This is a genomic window from Allobosea sp. NPDC055332 (genome assembly GCF_053645455.1).
In genome coordinates, this window is record NZ_JBSHMO010000003.1 from 523,360 (window position 1) to 538,860 (window position 15,501).

Sequence of the window (15,501 nt, forward strand, 5' to 3'; positions counted from 1 at the left end):
GATGGTGTCAGCTCTCGTCCGGATCGTCTCCTTCGCCGCGCTGGCCTATCTCGCGTTGCCGCTCGTCGTCCTGGTCGGGGCGTCGCTGACCACGACCAGCTTCCTCGCCTTCCCGCCGCAGGGCCTGACGCTCGCCTGGTACGGCAAGATGCTCGGCGATCCCTCTTATGTCTCGGCCTTCCTGATCAGCACGCTGCTCGCGGTCGCCGCGACCATCGTCGCGGTTCTGCTGGCGGTGCCGGCGGCGATCGCGATCGCCCGCTATCGCTTCACCGGCCGCGGCCTCCTGTCGGAGACGCTGATGTCGCCGCTGATCCTGCCGCATGTCGTCCTCGGCGCGGCGCTGCTGCAATATGGCAGCGCGATCGGGCTGGTGCGCAGCTTCCCGGCGCTGCTGGTCGGGCATGTCGTGATCATCATGCCCTTCGTGCTGCGGGCGGTGCTGCCGCAGCTCAGCGACGAGCAGCGCAGCCTGGAGGAAGCCTCGGCCGATCTCGGCGCCAGGCCGTTGACCACCTTCTTCCTGGTGACGCTGCCGCAGATCCGCAGCGGGCTCGTCAGCGGCGCGATCTTCGCCTTCATCGCCTCCTGGATCAATGTCGAGCTCAGCATCTTCAATACGACCGCCGAGCTGACCACGATCCCGGTCAAGCTGTTCAACTACGTCCAGTACACGATCGACCCGACCATCGCCGCGGTCTCCGGCCTGACGATCATCGTCGCCGCCATCGTCATCGTGCTGCTCGACCTCACCATCGGCCTCGACGTGCTCTCCGAGCGCCGCCGATAGCCTTCTCGACCCACTGTTTTCCCAAGGAGCGGACCATGCGCCAGCAGAATGTCTTCGACGTCGTCTACACGCATACCGAGGGTGAGCCCCTCTGCATCATCCATAGCGGGATTCCGTATCCGGCCGGATCGAGCATCCTGGAGAAGCGCCGCTTCCTCGAGGAGAACTATGACTGGCTGCGCTGCGCCCTGATGCGCGAGCCGCGCGGGCACAAGGACATGTTCGGCGTCTTCCTGACGCCGCCGTCGAGCCCGGAGTATGATGCCGGCCTGATCTATATCGACGGCACCCAGTACTCGCATATGTGCGGCCACGGCACGATTGCCGTCGGCATGGCGATGGTCGCGCTCGGTCTCGTTCGGCGCGGCGCCAACGGCCGCACCACCATCCGCTTCGAGACCACTGCCGGGCTGGTCACGGCCGAGGTCGCCAATGACGGGCCGGACGTGCTCTGGACCCGCTTCGAGAACGTGCCGGCTTATGTCGCGGCGCAGGACGTGCCGTTCGACCTGCCGGGCGTCGGCTCGCTCAAGGCCGACATCGTCTGGGGCGGCAATTATTTCGGCATCATCGACCTGCGCGGCACCTCGCTCAGAATCTCGCCGGAGAACGGCTCGGAGCTCTCGCGCCTCGGCATCATCGCCCGCGAGCAGCTACGCCAGAAAGTCGCGATCCAGCATCCGGCTTCGGCGCACATCAACAACTTCAACTTCGTCACCTTCTGGCACGAGCCGACGATCGAGGGCGCCTTTTACAAGAACGTCCACGTCTTCTCGGCCGGCCAGCTCGACCGCTCGCCGGGTGGCACCGGCACCAGCGCGATGATGGCGATGTATGAAGCGCGCGGCCTGATGAAGCTGCACCAGCCGATCCGCTCCGAAGGCCTGCTCGGCTCCGGCACCTTCGAGGGCTGCCTGATCGGCGAGACCAGCCTGAACGGCACCCGCGCAGTGCGCCCGACGGTGAAGGGAACCGCGGGCCTGCTCGGCACGGCGCGCTGGACGATCAACCGCGACGATCCGGTCGATGCGGGATTTCTCGTTGCCTAAGTGAGGGCACGCCGAGCCAGCCAAGCCAGGCTGGCTCGGCGCGCTCGCAGTTGGAATAAACAAGTGTCTTTGGTGCGCCATAGCTGACTATGGCTTCGGGCCAGGAAACCGGCATTCCTACTGCCTGGCTCGCTGCGCTCAGTCGTTGACCGGCACGGTATAGTTCAGCACGAGCCGCCCGCCATCGGGGTAGATGGTCTGGCCGACAATGTAGGAGGCGTCATCGCTGGCAAGGAACGAAGCGACGCTGGCGATCTCCGAAGGCTCGCCGCAACGGCCGATCGGCGTGCGCGAGAGCACGGCCTTGCGCGCTGCGTCGTCGGCCATGACGGTCTTTGCCAGCTCGGTCATGATCGTGCCGGGCCCGACTGCGTTGACACGAATGCCATGGGGTATCAGCGCGACGGCCATGACGGCAGTCAGCTGCTTGATGCCGCCTTTCGAGACGGCGTAGCCGACCGAATTCGGGATCGCCAGGATCGCGTTGATCGACGACATATTGATGATCGAGCCGCCGCGCTTCTGCGCGATCATCGCCCGCGCCGCGGCCTGGCCGAGCAGGAACGGGGCCTTCACATTGATCCGCTGAATGCGGTCGAAGATGTCTTCGGGAAAATCGACGAACTCGGCCTGGTGGATGATGCCGGCATTGTTGATCAGGATATCGACACCGCCGAAATCGGCGCAGGCTTTGTCGACGATCTCCCTGGCCATGGTCGGCGAGATCTCGGCGAGATCACAGGCCCACCAGGACGCCCGTTCACCCAGGCGTTCCGCCTGACCCCTGACGGCCTCGGCGAGAATGTCGACGAGCAGGACATTCGCGCCCTCTGCATGAAACCGTTCGGCACAGGCCAGACCGAGCCCCTGTGCGGCGCCGGTGACGATGACAGTCTTGCCCTGATGCCTCATGCGGCTCTCCGTTTGTGCCCCGGCACGCCATGATCGCGCCGCGCGCATATGGCCGAGCTTTGTTTGGTATAGTCGCCGCTGTGTTCGAGCAGCTATAGCGACTGCGCCGTGCCCGGATACCTGGAGCGCCATGCGGGTTCGAGTTTGGTGGCTCGAAGGACAGGGCCGCCGTGCCGTGCGTCGGCGCGGTCACGAGCAACCGCGCGATGCCGAACCGATCAGGCCGCGGTGGCCGGGCCGGCCTCTCAGTTCGACATTTGCGAAACGAGCGCTGGCTTTGCTCGGTAGAGCTCCGGGAAGAAGCGTTTCAGGTTTTCGACCTTCGGGGTGTCATTGACGACGATGTAAGGATGCGAGGGGTGCCGTGTCAGGAAATCCTGATGGTAGGCCTCTGCCGGATAGAAGGCGCGCTCCGGCGGCGTCCTCTTGCGACATCGGCTCGTCCAGCTTCGGCCAGAAGCTGCTGGATGACCTTTTCCGACTCTTCGTAGCCGCCTTTTCCGAGGTGATGGTGCCGGATGCGGCACTCGGCGTCGATGAAGTAATGGGCCGGCCAGTACTGGTTCTTGAACGCGCGCCAGATCGCGTAGTCGTTGTCGACCGCGACTGGGTAGTTGATCTTGAGGTCAGTTACCGCCTGTTTCACATTGCCGATCCGCTTCTCGAAAGCGAACGCGGGCACGTGGATACCGACGACGACGAGGCCCTGATCCGCGTAATTCTCCGCTCAAGCCCGGACGCAAGGGATGGCGCGCATCGCGATTTCGTACACGATAGGGGCGGGCGAAGAGATTCTGGAGGCTGTTCGTGCTGGGCTGCAAGAATCAATTGGCCAAGCCAAAACGCTTCCCAAAATCCCCGATGGGAAGCATTTTGGGAAGCGCAGCGCTTAAGAAATTATCCTAAGCTGTTCATTTTGTTGGTGAGCGGGGAGGGGATCGAACCCTCGACCACATGATTAAAAGTCACGTGCTCTACCACTGAGCTACCCGCCCTCACTGGGGCGCTGACATAGGCAGGTGGCGCGCATCGGTCAACATTGTTCCCGCCGCCATGTCATGGCAGAAGCCGCGGCGATGGCTAACGAACACGGGACAGACGCGGATTCGACGGGCACGCAGCAAGGCTGGCGCGGCTGGAGCAAGGCGTTCGCATTGGCGGCTTTGACGCTGGCGACATCGCTGCTCGGCTTCATCGCCGTGCTCGATCCCTATGGCGCGCGCGTACAGGCCGGCCAATCGGCGCGGCCGCTGATGGATCTCAACCAGCGCTTCATGTACCCGCAGATCGTCAGGTCGGGTGCGTTCGATTCGGCGGTCATCGGCACCTCGACCTTGCGCCTTCTCGATCCGGCGATTCTATCGACGGGACTCTCCTCCCGCTTCGCCAATCTCGGCATGAACGCCGCGACGCCCTGGGAGCAGGCCCAGATCGCCGGCCTGTTCGCACGCCGGGTCGCCGCGCCGAAAATCGTGATCTGGGGCATCGACCAGACCTGGTGCGAGGCGGACGCGACCGATGAGGCCCGCCGGTTGACGCCGCGGCCGTTCCCGCCCTGGCTTTACGACGACAATCCCTGGAACGATTGGCCCAAGCAGCTCAATTTCACCACGCTCGAGATCGCGTTGCGGCTCGCTGCCCACCGGCTTGGCCTGCAGCCGCAGCGCCTGCGTGGTGACGGCTACGAGGTCTTCACCCCGCCCGAGGCGACCTATGATCTCGCCCGTGCCCGGTTTCATCTGTATCGCGGCTATGGCGGCCACGCGCCCGATCTGACGCCGCAATCGCCGCCCGTGGCGATATCGGCCTCGGAGCGTGCGAGCTGGCGTTTCCCGGCGCTGGCCTGGCTGGAGCAGGGCCTGGCCGCCTTTCCGGCCACGACGCGACGCCTGATCGTGCTGCCGCCGGTGCACGCCAGCGCGCTTCCGCGCGAAGGCAGTGCGGCCTGGCAGCGCTTTGAGGCCTGCAAGGCTGAGATCGTTGCGCTGGCGGCGCGTCAGCATGCGATGGTCGCCGACTACGCGCATCCCTCAGCGTTGACACGCGAGGATTCGAATTACTGGGATCCGGCGCATTACCGGTTGCCGATCGCGCGCAGGATTGAAGCCGATCTGATCGCGTTGGGGCAGGGCAAAACTGCTCCGGGCGATCCGGTGCTGACCGTCCTTGGCGCGCCTCGTTAACGGCGCGTCAACCAAGCGACTCTACCGTCGCACCATGGTCATCCGCCGCGGCCTCCGCTCCATCCTTGTCACGCTCGCGCTCTACCTCGTGTCGAGCGCCGTGGTCGGCTACTTCCTGTTCCATGCGCAACATGGCGCTCGGGGACTGGAAGCTCTCGGCGGGCTGCGTGAGCGGCTTGGCGAGATGGAGGCCGAGCTCGCAACTCTGACCAGCGAGCGGCAGGATTGGGAGAAGCGCCTCGGCCTGATGCGGGACGAGGCCGTCGACCGCGACCTGCTCGAGGAAAGGGCCCGGGCCATGCTCGGCCGCGTCCATCGCAATGACGTCGTCGTCATGGGGCGTTGAGGCCCCTGCCGCCAGCTCACATCCAGTGCCAGCCAGCATCGCCGGCCCATGCATCGGGCCGGGAATACGGGGTGCCCGATCAGGTTGTCCCAGTCGGATCTTGCCGGCTTTGAGCCGGCTTTCGTTGCGTCATTGGTCGCAAAAAGATCGATTAACCGATAATCGGTTAAATCGTATAATAATAATAATATCAACTACTTAATCAATGTTGCAGTGCGAGATGCCCGTCTCGCCAAGGCCTGGGGCTTCCTCTACAACCAAAGCAGTAGAGCTCTGGGAGGACCGTTCATGGCCATTGCCGCACGGAAGACGAAAGCAGGGGCGCCCGCCAAGGCGGCCGGAAAGGCATTGGCGAAGAGCGCTCCGAAGGGTGCGGCCAAGGCGCTTTCGAACGTCCCGACCTTCAACAAGGACGAAGAGCTTCACGCCTATCGCGAGATGCTGCTGATCCGCCGCTTCGAGGAGAAGGCGGGTCAGATGTACGGCATGGGCCTGATCGGCGGCTTCTGCCATCTCTATATCGGCCAGGAAGCCGTGGTCATCGGCATGCAGATGGCCTCGAAGGAGGGCGATCAGGTCATCACCGGCTATCGCGACCACGGTCACATGCTCGCTTGCGGCATGGAATCGCGCGGCGTGATGGCAGAGCTCACCGGCCGGCGCGGTGGTTATTCGCGCGGCAAGGGCGGCTCGATGCACATGTTCAGCCGCGAGAAGAACTTCTATGGCGGCCACGGCATCGTCGGCGCCCAGGTCTCGCTCGGCGCCGGACTCGGCTTCGCCAACTGGTACCGCCAGGACGGGCGGGTCTCGATGGCCTATTTCGGCGATGGCGCCGCCAATCAGGGCCAGGTCTATGAGAGCTTCAACATGGCCGAGCTCTGGAAGCTGCCGGTCGTGTTCGTGATCGAGAACAACCGCTACGCCATGGGCACCTCGGTCAACCGCGCCTCGGCCCAGACCGACTTCTCCAAGCGCGGCGTCTCCTTCGGCATCCCGGGCGAGCAGGTCGACGGCATGGACGTCCGGGCCGTGCGTGAGGCGGCGAACCGCGCCATCGAGCACGCCCGCTCCGGCAAGGGCCCCTACATCCTGGAAATGCAGACCTACCGCTATCGCGGCCATTCGATGTCCGACCCCGCGAAGTACCGCTCGAAGGACGAGGTCCAGCGCATGCGCGAGGAGCACGATCCGATCGAGCAAGTCCGCGCCCGCCTGACCCGCGAGCACAAGGTCGGCGAGGACGAACTCAAGGCGATCGACGCCAAGGTCCGCGAGATCGTCAATGACGCCGCCGAGTTCGCCACGCATGATCCCGAGCCGGACGTCTCCGAGCTCTATACCGACATCCTGCTGGAGCCGGCGCAGGCCTGACGCGCCGCGCCTGATCCTCCCCGCCCATTTCAGCCCTCGCGGCTAATCCAGAACTCCGGGTGCGTAAATGCCGATCGACATTCTGATGCCCGCCCTGTCGCCGACCATGGAACAGGGCAAACTCGCCAAATGGCTGAAAGCCGAGGGCGACAAGATCAAGGCCGGCGACATCATCGCCGAGATCGAGACCGACAAGGCGACCATGGAGGTCGAGGCGGTCGACGAGGGCGTCCTCGCCAAGATCCTGATCGCGGATGGCACCGAGAACGTCGCGGTCAACACGCTGATCGGTCTGATCGCCGCCGATGGCGAGGATGTATCCGCCGCTGCGAGCGGAGCTGCGAAGGCGGCTCCGGCTCCGCAGGCTGCGGAAGCTCCCGCTCCGGCGGCACCGGCCGAGGCACCCGCCAGCCCGGCTCCTGCCGCAGCAGCGAGCGTTCCGGCGCAGGCGAAATCCTATGACGCCTCCTCCGAATTCCCGGCCGGCGCCGAGATCGTCTCGATGACGGTCCGGGAGGCGCTGCGCGACGCCATGGCCGAGGAGATGCGGCGCGACGCCGATGTCTTCGTGATGGGTGAGGAAGTCGCGGAATACCAGGGCGCCTACAAGGTCACGCAGGGGCTGCTGCAGGAGTTCGGCGCCCGTCGCGTCATCGACACCCCGATCACCGAGCACGGCTTCGCCGGCATCGGCGTCGGCGCGGCGCTGACCGGCCTGAAGCCGATCGTCGAGTTCATGACCTTCAACTTCGCCATGCAGGCGATCGACCACATCATCAACTCGGCTGCCAAGACGCTCTACATGTCCGGTGGCCAGATGGGCTGCCCGATCGTGTTCCGCGGCCCCAACGGCGCCGCCGCCCGCGTCGGCGCGCAGCACAGCCACGACTACGCCGCCTGGTACTCGAACGTGCCCGGCCTGAAGGTGGTGATGCCTTACAGCGCCTCCGATGCGAAGGGGCTGCTCAAGAGCGCGATCCGTGATCCCAACCCGGTGATCTTCCTCGAGAACGAGATCCTCTACGGCCGCTCCTTCGATGTGCCGAAGGGCGACGACTTCACGATCCCGATCGGCAAGGCGAAGGTCGTGCGTTCGGGCAGCGACGTCACCATCGTCTCCTTCGGCATCGGCATGACCTATGCGCTCGGCGCTGCCGAGGCGCTGGCCAAGGAAGGCATCGAGGCGGAGGTCATCGATCTGCGCACGATCCGGCCGATGGACATCGAGACCGTCATCGCCTCCGTGCAGAAGACCAATCGCTGCGTCGCGGTCGAGGAAGGCTTCCCGCAGTCCGGCGTCACCGCCGAGATCGGCATGAAGATCATGGAAGCGGCCTTCGATTATCTCGATGCGCCGGTAGCGCGCGTCACCGGCAAGGACGTGCCGATGCCCTACGCCGCCAACCTCGAAAAGCTGGCGCTGCCGAACGTTGGCGAGGTCGTCGCGGCGGCCAAGGCCGTCTGCTATCGCTGAGCGGAGCAAGGCGATTGACCTCCAGAGCTCCAATCCTGCTCCCGTTGCTCACTCTTGGCTTGGGTGCCTGTGTGTCGCCAGGCCTGCAGAGAATGCAGCAACTGTCGCCGGAGGAGAGCAATAGGCAGGCCAAACGAGTCGAGATTTCGCCGGCTGGCCTGTCGACGGTTCAGTTCAAAGAACTTGGTCAAACGGCCAGGCATCGCCAACTCGCGACCTTCATCAAGAAGGCCTGGAACGAGAACTGCGATGTCGCCAGCCATACGCAGTTTGGCTATTCGCGAAGCGGATCAAGTCACTGGCGCGTGAAATGTCGGAACTCATCCGGCCGCACCGATTACCTCGTCGCCATACCCGGGCAGGCGAGTAGCCCAGCACGGGTGCTCCAGTGCTTTTCGTCGAGCGCCAGAGAGACCGAGTGTTCAATTTTAGGCCGACCAACCAGCGCAGGTGAGTAGCCATGCCCGTGAACATCCTGATGCCCGCGCTCTCTCCGACCATGGAAAAGGGCAACCTCGCCAAGTGGCTGAAGAAGGAAGGCGACACCATCAAGTCCGGCGACATTATCGCCGAGATCGAGACCGACAAGGCGACCATGGAGGTCGAGGCGGTCGACGAGGGCATTTTGGCCAAGATCGTCGTGCCGGAAGGCACTGCCGACGTCGCGGTCAATGAAGTGATCGGCGTGATCGCCGGCGAGGGCGAGGATGCGAAGAGCGTCTCCGCCCCCAGTGCCGCGCCGGCCACGAGCGAGCCCGCCCCGAAGGCGGACGGCAAGGCGGGCGAACCAGCTCCGGCTGCTGCTCCGACCCCGACCCCGGCTGCTGCTCCGGCACCGGCCGCGCAGGCCGCGACGCCCGCATCCGGCGATCGTCCTTTCGCCTCGCCGCTGGCGCGCCGCCTCGCCAAGGAGGCCGGCATCGACCTCGGCAAGGTCCAGGGCTCCGGCCCGCATGGGCGTATCGTCGAGAAGGATATCGAAGCCGCCAAGCAGGGCGACGCTGCCAAAGCCGCTCCGGCTCCTGCGGCTGGCGCTCCCGCTGGCGCCAAGCCTGCCGCTGCGCCGCTCGCCAGCGGTCCCTCGGACGAGCAGACCAAGAAGCTGTTCGCGCCGGGCTCCTATGAGGAGATCCCGCATGACGGCATGCGCAAGACCATCGCGCGCCGCCTGACCGAAGCCAAGCAGACCATCCCGCACTTCTACGTCACGCTCGATTGCGAGCTCGATGCGCTCTTGAAGCTGCGCGCCGAGCTCAATGCCGCGGCGCCAGAGAAGGACGGCAAGCCGGCCTATAAGCTCTCGGTCAACGACATGGTGATCAAGGCGCTGGCTCTGGCCTTGCGGGCCGTTCCGGACGCCAACGTCTCCTGGACCGACGGCGCCATGCTCAAGCACAAGCACGCCGATGTCGGCGTCGCAGTGTCGATCCCGGGCGGCCTGATCACCCCGATCGTGCGTGATGCCTGCCACAAGACGCTGAGCCAGATCTCCAACGAGATGAAGGACATGGCGGCACGGGCTAAAGCGCGCAAGCTGAAGCCGGAGGAGTATCAGGGCGGCACCTCGGCGGTCTCGAATCTCGGCATGTTCGGCGTCAAGGACTTCGCTGCGGTGATCAACCCGCCGCATGCGACGATCCTGGCGGTCGGCGCCGGCGAGCAGCGCGCCGTGGTCAAGGGCGGTCAGCTCGCGGTCGCGACCGTGATGTCGGTGACGCTCTCGACCGACCACCGCGCCGTCGACGGCGCGCTCGGCGCCGAGCTGCTCCAGGCCTTCAAGGGCTATATCGAGAAGCCGATGGCGATGCTGGTGTAGGCGCAGCCGCCGGTCGGATCGAGGCAACCATGCGTTTGCAAGACGCCATCGTTCTCCTGGGACTTTGTCCGCTGATCGCGGGGTGCGTCTCGAACGCGCCTCCGCCGCGCTTAGCGGCGGTCCCGACCGACCCGGCTCTCAAGGCGACGTGGGGTGAGATCGCCGATCGCACCTTCCTTGCCGCGAGCGAAGGCAATCTGCGGGGCAGCATCTATTTCGCTTCGAATGGAAGCGCGGTCCAGGCGGCACAGGATCGCGGCATCCGGCGCCTCGCATGGAGTGTCGAGAAGACAGTTGACGGCCTCAAAGGGCCCGCAGTCTGCGTGTCCGGCGGCTACCACGATGTCTCCGGCGCTGCCGTGGACCTTCAGCGGAACGGGCAGGCTATGAGCTGCGCGCCGGTGTCATCGTTCCGGCAAATCCGCAGCAGCCGCGGTAACTCTCTTGGCCTGGGGACCATCATCCAATGAAGGCGCGCCGCGACCTTCCCTGCGGATTGCCCGCGCTCCTCGCCGTGGCTGCTCTCTCTGTCGGCTTGTCGGCCTGCAATACACCAACCAAGACAGCGGAAGCGGAACAGCTGGCAAAGCCAGCCGCAAACGGCCCGCCCGTGGTCGAGTTCGGCCCGGGCGTATCGAGCCAGTTCCGCCGCGCCCGCAACATCTTTTCAGCGCGGCCGGTGCTGACGCAGGCCGAATACACGGCGCGCAACGCTGCTCCCAGGGGCGCATCGCTGCCGGGCACGGCGGCCGATCCGGAGATCGTCGCGGCGTTCTTCGGCGACCGGACGGTCCTGACCCACAGCGCCCAGCACGGCACCCAGGTCGAGTACATCGCCGCAAACGGCGACAGCTTCCTCTGGTATCCGGGCAATGACGCGATCCTGCGCGGCTCCTTCGCCGTGCTCTGGGAGAACGCCTCGGCCGAGATCGACGATCCGCAGGAAGGGCGCTATCGCGGCCAGGTCAAGCTCAACTATGTCTGTTTCCGCTACGGGGCGAACACGTACAACCCGGCTACGGGTCATCGCGGCGGCGGCTTCGAGTGCGGCATCTATGCGCGCCAGCGTGAGACAGTGAAGGAAACCCGCAAGGGCGACGTCTTCGGCCTGGCGGCGCGCAGTTCGGCGCCGTTCCCGCTCGGGCGCGAGGCACAGACGATCGCCGCACTGCAGAAGCGTGTGGGAGTATCGCGATGACCCGTCAGGCCCGCCTCCTCGCCTTCGGCGATTCCCTGACCTGGGGGCGCATCGCCAACCGGCCGGAGCGACATGGCGACGATGTGCGCTGGCCGCGCGTGCTGGAGAAGGCGCTCGGCGGCTACGCCACGGTGATCGAGGAAGGGCTCAATGGGCGGCGGATCGCGCTCGAGGACCCGTTGCGGCCCTATCGCTCCGGCATCTCGCTGCTGCCGCTCTTCATCGAGTGCCATGCACCGCTCGATCTCGTCATCCTGATGCTCGGCACCAATGACTGCCAGCGTCAGCACTCGCTCGCACCCTACGACGTCGCCCGCTCGATGCGGATGCTGGCCCAGGTGGCGCAGCGCCCGCCCGTCGAGCTCGGCATGCCGGTGCCGGAGGTGCTGATCGTCGCGCCGCCTGTCGTGCGCCGACCGGATGATCCCGAGCACGAGGCCAACTTCTTCATGGAAGGGGCGCCCGAGAAGATGGCGCTGCTGGCGACCTATTATCGCCGCATCGCCGACGAGATCGGCGTCAACTTCTTCGACGCGGCCGCTGTCGCGACCGTGACCGGCGAGGACGGCATCCATCTCGACGCCGACAACACCCGCGCTATCGGCCTGGCGCTTGCGCCGGTCGTGGACGGACTGCTCGGCCTGCCGCTGCCGGCGCGCGGGCCGGCGCTGCGGATCGCAGGCCCGTAGACGAATTCGAACGGGGCCTTGCCCCGCACCATCAACACTGCCCGCGGTGGGCAGAACGAGCCGAGGCATTTCCCATGGCTGACTACGACATCATCATCATCGGTTCCGGCCCGGGCGGCTATGTCGCGGCGATCCGCGCGGCGCAACTCGGCTTCAAGACAGCGATCGTCGAGCGCGAGCACCTTGCCGGCATCTGCTCGAACTGGGGCTGCATCCCGACCAAGGCGCTGCTGCGCTCGGCAGAGATCCTGCATTACGGCCAGCACGCCAAGGATTACGGGCTGACGCTGGAGGGCACGTTCAAGGCCGATCTGGAAGCCGTGGTGAAGCGCTCGCGCGGCATCGCGGTACGGATGAACAACGGCGTCCAGTTCCTGATGAAGAAGAACAAGGTCGACGTGATCTGGGGCGAGGCCAAGCTCACCAAGGCCAACACCATCGTGGTCGCTCCGACCAAGAAGCCGGCCATGCAGCCACAGGGGCCGATCCCGAAGGGCGCCAAGGGCGAGGGCACCTATACCGCCGACCACATCATCGTCGCGACCGGCGCCCGCCCGCGCTCGCTGCCGGGGCTGGAGCCGGACGGCAAGCTGATCTGGACCTATTTCGAGGCGCTGGTGCCGCCGACCATGCCGAAATCGCTGGTGGTGATGGGCTCGGGCGCGATCGGCATCGAGTTCGCCTCATTCTACCGCACGCTCGGGGCGGAAGTGACGGTGGTCGAGATCATGCCGCAGGTCGTCCCCGTGGAGGATGCCGAGATCGGCGCCTTTGCCCGCAAAGCCTTCGAGAAGCAGGGGATGAAGATCCTGACCTCGACCAAGGTCACCAAGGTCGAGAAATCAGCGAACTCGGTCACCGCCCATGTCGAGGACGATAAGGGCAACAAGCAGACGATCACGGCTGAGCGGATGATCTCGGCCGTCGGTGTCGTCGCCAATGTCGAGAATCTCGGCCTGGAGGCGCTCGGCGTGAAGCTCGATCGCGGCGTGATCGCGATCGACGGGCTCTGCCGTACCAATGTGAAGGGCATCTACGCGATCGGTGACGTCGCCGGCCCGCCGATGCTGGCGCACAAGGCCGAGCACGAGGCGGTGATCTGCGTCGAGGCGATCAAGGGCCTGCATCCGCACCCGATGGACAAGAACATGATCCCGGGCTGCACCTATTGCCACCCGCAGATCGCCAGCGTCGGCCTGACCGAGGCCAAGGCCAAGGAAGCCGGCCACCAGCTCAAGGTCGGCCGCTTCAACTTCGTCGCCAACGGCAAGGCAGTGGCGCTCGGCGAAGACAACGGCATGGTCAAGACGATCTTCGACGGCAAGACCGGCAAGCTGCTCGGCGCCCACATGGTCGGCGCCGAGGTCACCGAGCTGATCCAGGGCTTCGTCGTCGCGATGAACCTCGAGACCACCGAGGAAGAGCTGATGCACACCATCTTCCCGCATCCGACCCTGTCGGAGACGATGAAGGAGGCGGTGCTCGACGCCTATGGCAAGGTGCTGAACGCCTGAGCGGAACCGGCGCGTTCATCCGCGCTTCAGCTCCAGGTTGCGATGACCTAGCGGCATAGCAAGGAGATCACCCATGGATCTACGTGCAATTCTCGTCGCCATCGCCATCGGCGCCGTCGCCGGCTGGCTCGCCAGCATCGTCATGGGCGGCGGCGGGCTGATCCGCTACATCATCACCGGTCTGATCGGCGCCTTCGTCGGCAGCTTCCTGCTGCAGGCGCTCGGTGTCAGCCTCGGCATCGGCAATCCGCTGATCTCGCAGATCGTCACCGCGACGATCGGCGCGATCGTCGTGGTTTTTCTGGCGCGGCTGATCGCCTGATCTCCCGGCGCTGGAACTCCGGCATGGCGCAGGCCATATCGGCCCGATGAGCCGCGCCCGCAAATCCGCCAAGCCCGACAAGATCGTGCCTGACGAGAAGGTCGAGATTCTGCCGCCGGGGCGGGGGCTCACGCTCGACTGGCGCCGGCTGCTGCCACCTGTCGCCTTCGGTACCGCCGCGGGCTTCATCGCCAGCCTGGTCGTCGGTGGCGGCGGCTTCCTGCGCCATGCCGTGGTCGGCCTGCTCGGCATGCTGGTCGGGCAAGGCATCGTGCGCGTCACCGGCTGGCGGGCAAGCACCGGCTATCGTTTTCTCGACTCGATGGCGATGGCGGTGATCGGCGCGATCCTGGTCGTTTTGCTGGCGCGTTTCATTGCGTGACGGAACCAGCGGACGCGCCGCGCGTTGTCGTGGGCGGCCGCAGGGTCGGTCTTGGAGGGCAGGGGGATTACCATGAACGATCAGATCTACGCCGCGCTCGGCACGCCGGGCTACGGCTTCTTCATGACGCTGCTGATCGGCATCATCGCCGGCTGGATCGCCGAGCGCGTCACCTCGTCCGACCACGGCCTCTTCACCAACATGATCGTCGGCGTCGCCGGCTCCTTCGTCGGCAGCCGCATCGCCGAACTGCTGGAGATCCCGATCTTCGGTTTCTGGCGTACGCTCACCGCCGCGATCGCCGGCGCCTGCCTGCTGATCGTGGTCTGGCGCGCAGTGCGCAACTGAGTCCCACGGTGCGCGGGTTGCTCGCAAGGCACTTCGGCATTAGCTAGACGGGAGTGGCCGCGCCCTGCTGCGCGGCGCCAGTAACGGACCCGTCCATGGCCGTCGTGCTCGACCTCCTCAACCGCGATCCGCGCCCCAATGCCGGCAACCCGAAATCCGAGGTGAAGCCGGAGCTGCGTCATCCGGAGAAGCAGAAGCGGCCGGAGAACCCGATCCTGCGCAAGCCGGACTGGATTCGGGTCAAGGCGCCGGGCTCGCCGAAATGGGCCGAGACCCAGAAGATCGTGAAGGCCGAGAAGCTCGTCACCGTCTGCGAGGAGGCGGGCTGCCCCAATATCGGCGAGTGCTGGGAAAAGAAGCACGCCACCTTCATGATCATGGGCGACACCTGCACGCGCGCCTGTGCCTTCTGCAACGTCAAGACCGGTGTGCCCGAAGCGCTCGACTATGACGAGCCGCGCAAGGTCGCCGACGCTGTCGCCAAGCTCGGCCTCGAACATGTCGTGATCACCTCGGTCGACCGCGACGATCTCAAGGATGGCGGCGCCGAGCATTTCGCTCGTGTCATCCGCGCCATCCGCGAGGCTTCGCCCGGCACGACGATCGAGATCCTGACGCCCGATTTTCTGCGCAAGCCCGGCGCGCTCGAGATCGTCGTCGCGGCCAAGCCCGACGTCTTCAACCATAATCTCGAGACGGTCCCCGGCAAGTACCTGAAGGTGCGTCCCGGCGCCCGCTACTTCCACTCGCTGCGGCTGCTGCAGCAGGTGAAGGAGCTCGACCCGACGATCTTCACCAAGTCCGGCATCATGGTCGGCCTTGGCGAGGAGCGGAACGAGGTCCTGCAGTTGATGGACGACCTGCGCTCGGCCGAAGTCGACTTCATCACCATCGGCCAGTACCTGGCCCCGTCGCGCAAGCACCATGCGGTCATGCGCTTCGTCACTCCGGACGAGTTCAAGAGCTTCGAGACCATCGCCTATGTGAAGGGCTTCCTGATGGTGTCCTCGACGCCGCTGACACGCTCCTCCCACCATGCCGGCGAGGACTTCGCCAAGCTTCGTGCGGCGCGCGCGGCCAAGCTCGGTAACTGATCGGCTCAGT

16 protein-coding genes, 1 tRNA gene and 2 pseudogenes are annotated in these 15,501 nt (G+C 65.6%); 15 read left to right on the forward strand and 4 right to left on the reverse strand.

The features are described 5' to 3' along the window. The first annotated feature begins 1 nt into the window (after position 1). Positions 2 to 790, forward strand: coding sequence for an ABC transporter permease (locus ACWIGM_RS18810; RefSeq protein WP_454027477.1), 789 nt, complete (start codon positions 2 to 4; stop codon positions 788 to 790). 35 nt (positions 791 to 825) lie between these two features. After that, the gene (locus ACWIGM_RS18815; RefSeq protein ID WP_454027478.1) at positions 826 to 1,839 is read left to right on the forward strand and encodes a proline racemase family protein; all 1,014 of its coding nucleotides are present in this window, start codon (positions 826 to 828) and stop codon (positions 1,837 to 1,839) included. Between the two features lie 138 nt (positions 1,840 to 1,977). On the opposite strand, the gene ACWIGM_RS18820 is transcribed toward ACWIGM_RS18815, so the two are convergent. The 4 genes and pseudogenes from ACWIGM_RS18820 to ACWIGM_RS18835 all read right to left on the reverse strand — a co-directional run bounded on the left by ACWIGM_RS18820 (position 1,978) and on the right by ACWIGM_RS18835 (position 3,746). Then, positions 1,978 to 2,751 (reverse strand): SDR family NAD(P)-dependent oxidoreductase, encoded by a 774-nt coding sequence (locus ACWIGM_RS18820; RefSeq protein ID WP_454027479.1) that lies wholly within the window; start codon positions 2,749 to 2,751, stop codon positions 1,978 to 1,980. A 245-nt stretch (positions 2,752 to 2,996) separates the two neighbouring features. Beyond that, positions 2,997 to 3,167, reverse strand: a pseudogene (locus tag ACWIGM_RS18825) (peptide-methionine (S)-S-oxide reductase MsrA); the annotation flags it as partial. A gap of 11 nt (positions 3,168 to 3,178) precedes the next feature. Beyond that, positions 3,179 to 3,508: pseudogene (locus tag ACWIGM_RS18830) on the reverse strand (redoxin domain-containing protein); the annotation flags it as partial. 163 nt (positions 3,509 to 3,671) lie between these two features. Further along, positions 3,672 to 3,746, reverse strand: a tRNA-Lys gene (locus ACWIGM_RS18835). Between the two features lie 81 nt (positions 3,747 to 3,827). Here ACWIGM_RS18835 and ACWIGM_RS18840 point away from each other — a divergent pair. The 13 genes from ACWIGM_RS18840 to lipA all read left to right on the forward strand — a co-directional run bounded on the left by ACWIGM_RS18840 (position 3,828) and on the right by lipA (position 15,491). Beyond that, positions 3,828 to 4,934, forward strand: coding sequence for a hypothetical protein (locus ACWIGM_RS18840; RefSeq protein ID WP_454027480.1), 1,107 nt, complete (start codon positions 3,828 to 3,830; stop codon positions 4,932 to 4,934). Continuing rightward, positions 4,918 to 5,280 carry an FtsB family cell division protein gene (locus tag ACWIGM_RS18845; RefSeq protein ID WP_454027481.1) on the forward strand — a complete coding sequence of 121 codons (363 nt, stop codon included), beginning with the start codon at positions 4,918 to 4,920 and terminating at the stop codon, positions 5,278 to 5,280. Before ACWIGM_RS18840 ends, ACWIGM_RS18845 begins: the two co-directional genes overlap by 17 nt. 288 nt (positions 5,281 to 5,568) lie before the next feature. Continuing rightward, complete coding sequence (gene pdhA, locus ACWIGM_RS18850) at positions 5,569 to 6,654, forward strand: pyruvate dehydrogenase (acetyl-transferring) E1 component subunit alpha (protein ID WP_454027482.1); 1,086 nt, start codon at positions 5,569 to 5,571, stop codon at positions 6,652 to 6,654. A 67-nt stretch (positions 6,655 to 6,721) separates the two neighbouring features. After that, on the forward strand, positions 6,722 to 8,128 hold the full coding sequence (locus ACWIGM_RS18855) for a pyruvate dehydrogenase complex E1 component subunit beta (protein ID WP_454027483.1): 1,407 nt from the start codon (positions 6,722 to 6,724) through the stop codon (positions 8,126 to 8,128). Between the two features lie 460 nt (positions 8,129 to 8,588). Then, the gene (locus ACWIGM_RS18860; RefSeq protein WP_454027484.1) at positions 8,589 to 9,944 is read left to right on the forward strand and encodes a pyruvate dehydrogenase complex dihydrolipoamide acetyltransferase; all 1,356 of its coding nucleotides are present in this window, start codon (positions 8,589 to 8,591) and stop codon (positions 9,942 to 9,944) included. A 29-nt stretch (positions 9,945 to 9,973) separates the two neighbouring features. Beyond that, positions 9,974 to 10,414 carry a hypothetical protein gene (locus ACWIGM_RS18865; RefSeq protein WP_454027485.1) on the forward strand — a complete coding sequence of 147 codons (441 nt, stop codon included), beginning with the start codon at positions 9,974 to 9,976 and terminating at the stop codon, positions 10,412 to 10,414. 140 nt (positions 10,415 to 10,554) lie between these two features. Further along, a complete protein-coding gene (locus ACWIGM_RS18870) occupies positions 10,555 to 11,142 on the forward strand; it encodes a hypothetical protein (RefSeq protein WP_454027486.1) in 588 nt (195 codons plus the stop codon). Then, complete coding sequence (locus ACWIGM_RS18875) at positions 11,139 to 11,831, forward strand: SGNH/GDSL hydrolase family protein (protein WP_454027487.1); 693 nt, start codon at positions 11,139 to 11,141, stop codon at positions 11,829 to 11,831. Before ACWIGM_RS18870 ends, ACWIGM_RS18875 begins: the two co-directional genes overlap by 4 nt. Positions 11,832 to 11,905: 74 nt before the next feature. Next, the gene (lpdA, locus tag ACWIGM_RS18880) at positions 11,906 to 13,345 is read left to right on the forward strand and encodes a dihydrolipoyl dehydrogenase (RefSeq protein ID WP_454027488.1); all 1,440 of its coding nucleotides are present in this window, start codon (positions 11,906 to 11,908) and stop codon (positions 13,343 to 13,345) included. A gap of 73 nt (positions 13,346 to 13,418) precedes the next feature. Beyond that, the gene (locus ACWIGM_RS18885; RefSeq protein ID WP_454027489.1) at positions 13,419 to 13,667 is read left to right on the forward strand and encodes a GlsB/YeaQ/YmgE family stress response membrane protein; all 249 of its coding nucleotides are present in this window, start codon (positions 13,419 to 13,421) and stop codon (positions 13,665 to 13,667) included. Positions 13,668 to 13,713: 46 nt separating this feature from the next. Next, positions 13,714 to 14,049 carry a GlsB/YeaQ/YmgE family stress response membrane protein gene (locus tag ACWIGM_RS18890; RefSeq protein WP_454027490.1) on the forward strand — a complete coding sequence of 112 codons (336 nt, stop codon included), beginning with the start codon at positions 13,714 to 13,716 and terminating at the stop codon, positions 14,047 to 14,049. A gap of 72 nt (positions 14,050 to 14,121) precedes the next feature. Then, positions 14,122 to 14,397, forward strand: coding sequence for a GlsB/YeaQ/YmgE family stress response membrane protein (locus tag ACWIGM_RS18895; RefSeq protein WP_454027491.1), 276 nt, complete (start codon positions 14,122 to 14,124; stop codon positions 14,395 to 14,397). A gap of 95 nt (positions 14,398 to 14,492) precedes the next feature. After that, positions 14,493 to 15,491 carry a lipoyl synthase gene (lipA, locus tag ACWIGM_RS18900; protein ID WP_454027492.1) on the forward strand — a complete coding sequence of 333 codons (999 nt, stop codon included), beginning with the start codon at positions 14,493 to 14,495 and terminating at the stop codon, positions 15,489 to 15,491. Positions 15,492 to 15,501 lie beyond the last annotated feature (10 nt).

Coding starts and splice junctions, on each gene's coding strand:
- pdhA (WP_454027482.1), top strand. CDS start 5,569: ATGGCCATTGCCGCACGGAAGACGAAAGCAGGGGCGCCCGCCAAGGCG.
- lipA (WP_454027492.1), top strand. CDS start 14,493: ATGGCCGTCGTGCTCGACCTCCTCAACCGCGATCCGCGCCCCAATGCC.
- ACWIGM_RS18875 (WP_454027487.1), top strand. CDS start 11,139: ATGACCCGTCAGGCCCGCCTCCTCGCCTTCGGCGATTCCCTGACCTGG.
- ACWIGM_RS18890 (WP_454027490.1), top strand. CDS start 13,714: ATGAGCCGCGCCCGCAAATCCGCCAAGCCCGACAAGATCGTGCCTGAC.
- ACWIGM_RS18895 (WP_454027491.1), top strand. CDS start 14,122: ATGAACGATCAGATCTACGCCGCGCTCGGCACGCCGGGCTACGGCTTC.
- ACWIGM_RS18885 (WP_454027489.1), top strand. CDS start 13,419: ATGGATCTACGTGCAATTCTCGTCGCCATCGCCATCGGCGCCGTCGCC.
- ACWIGM_RS18815 (WP_454027478.1), top strand. CDS start 826: ATGCGCCAGCAGAATGTCTTCGACGTCGTCTACACGCATACCGAGGGT.
- ACWIGM_RS18865 (WP_454027485.1), top strand. CDS start 9,974: ATGCGTTTGCAAGACGCCATCGTTCTCCTGGGACTTTGTCCGCTGATC.
- ACWIGM_RS18840 (WP_454027480.1), top strand. CDS start 3,828: ATGGCTAACGAACACGGGACAGACGCGGATTCGACGGGCACGCAGCAA.
- ACWIGM_RS18820 (WP_454027479.1), bottom strand. CDS start 2,751: ATGAGGCATCAGGGCAAGACTGTCATCGTCACCGGCGCCGCACAGGGG.
- lpdA (WP_454027488.1), top strand. CDS start 11,906: ATGGCTGACTACGACATCATCATCATCGGTTCCGGCCCGGGCGGCTAT.
- ACWIGM_RS18855 (WP_454027483.1), top strand. CDS start 6,722: ATGCCGATCGACATTCTGATGCCCGCCCTGTCGCCGACCATGGAACAG.
- ACWIGM_RS18860 (WP_454027484.1), top strand. CDS start 8,589: ATGCCCGTGAACATCCTGATGCCCGCGCTCTCTCCGACCATGGAAAAG.
- ACWIGM_RS18810 (WP_454027477.1), top strand. CDS start 2: ATGGTGTCAGCTCTCGTCCGGATCGTCTCCTTCGCCGCGCTGGCCTAT.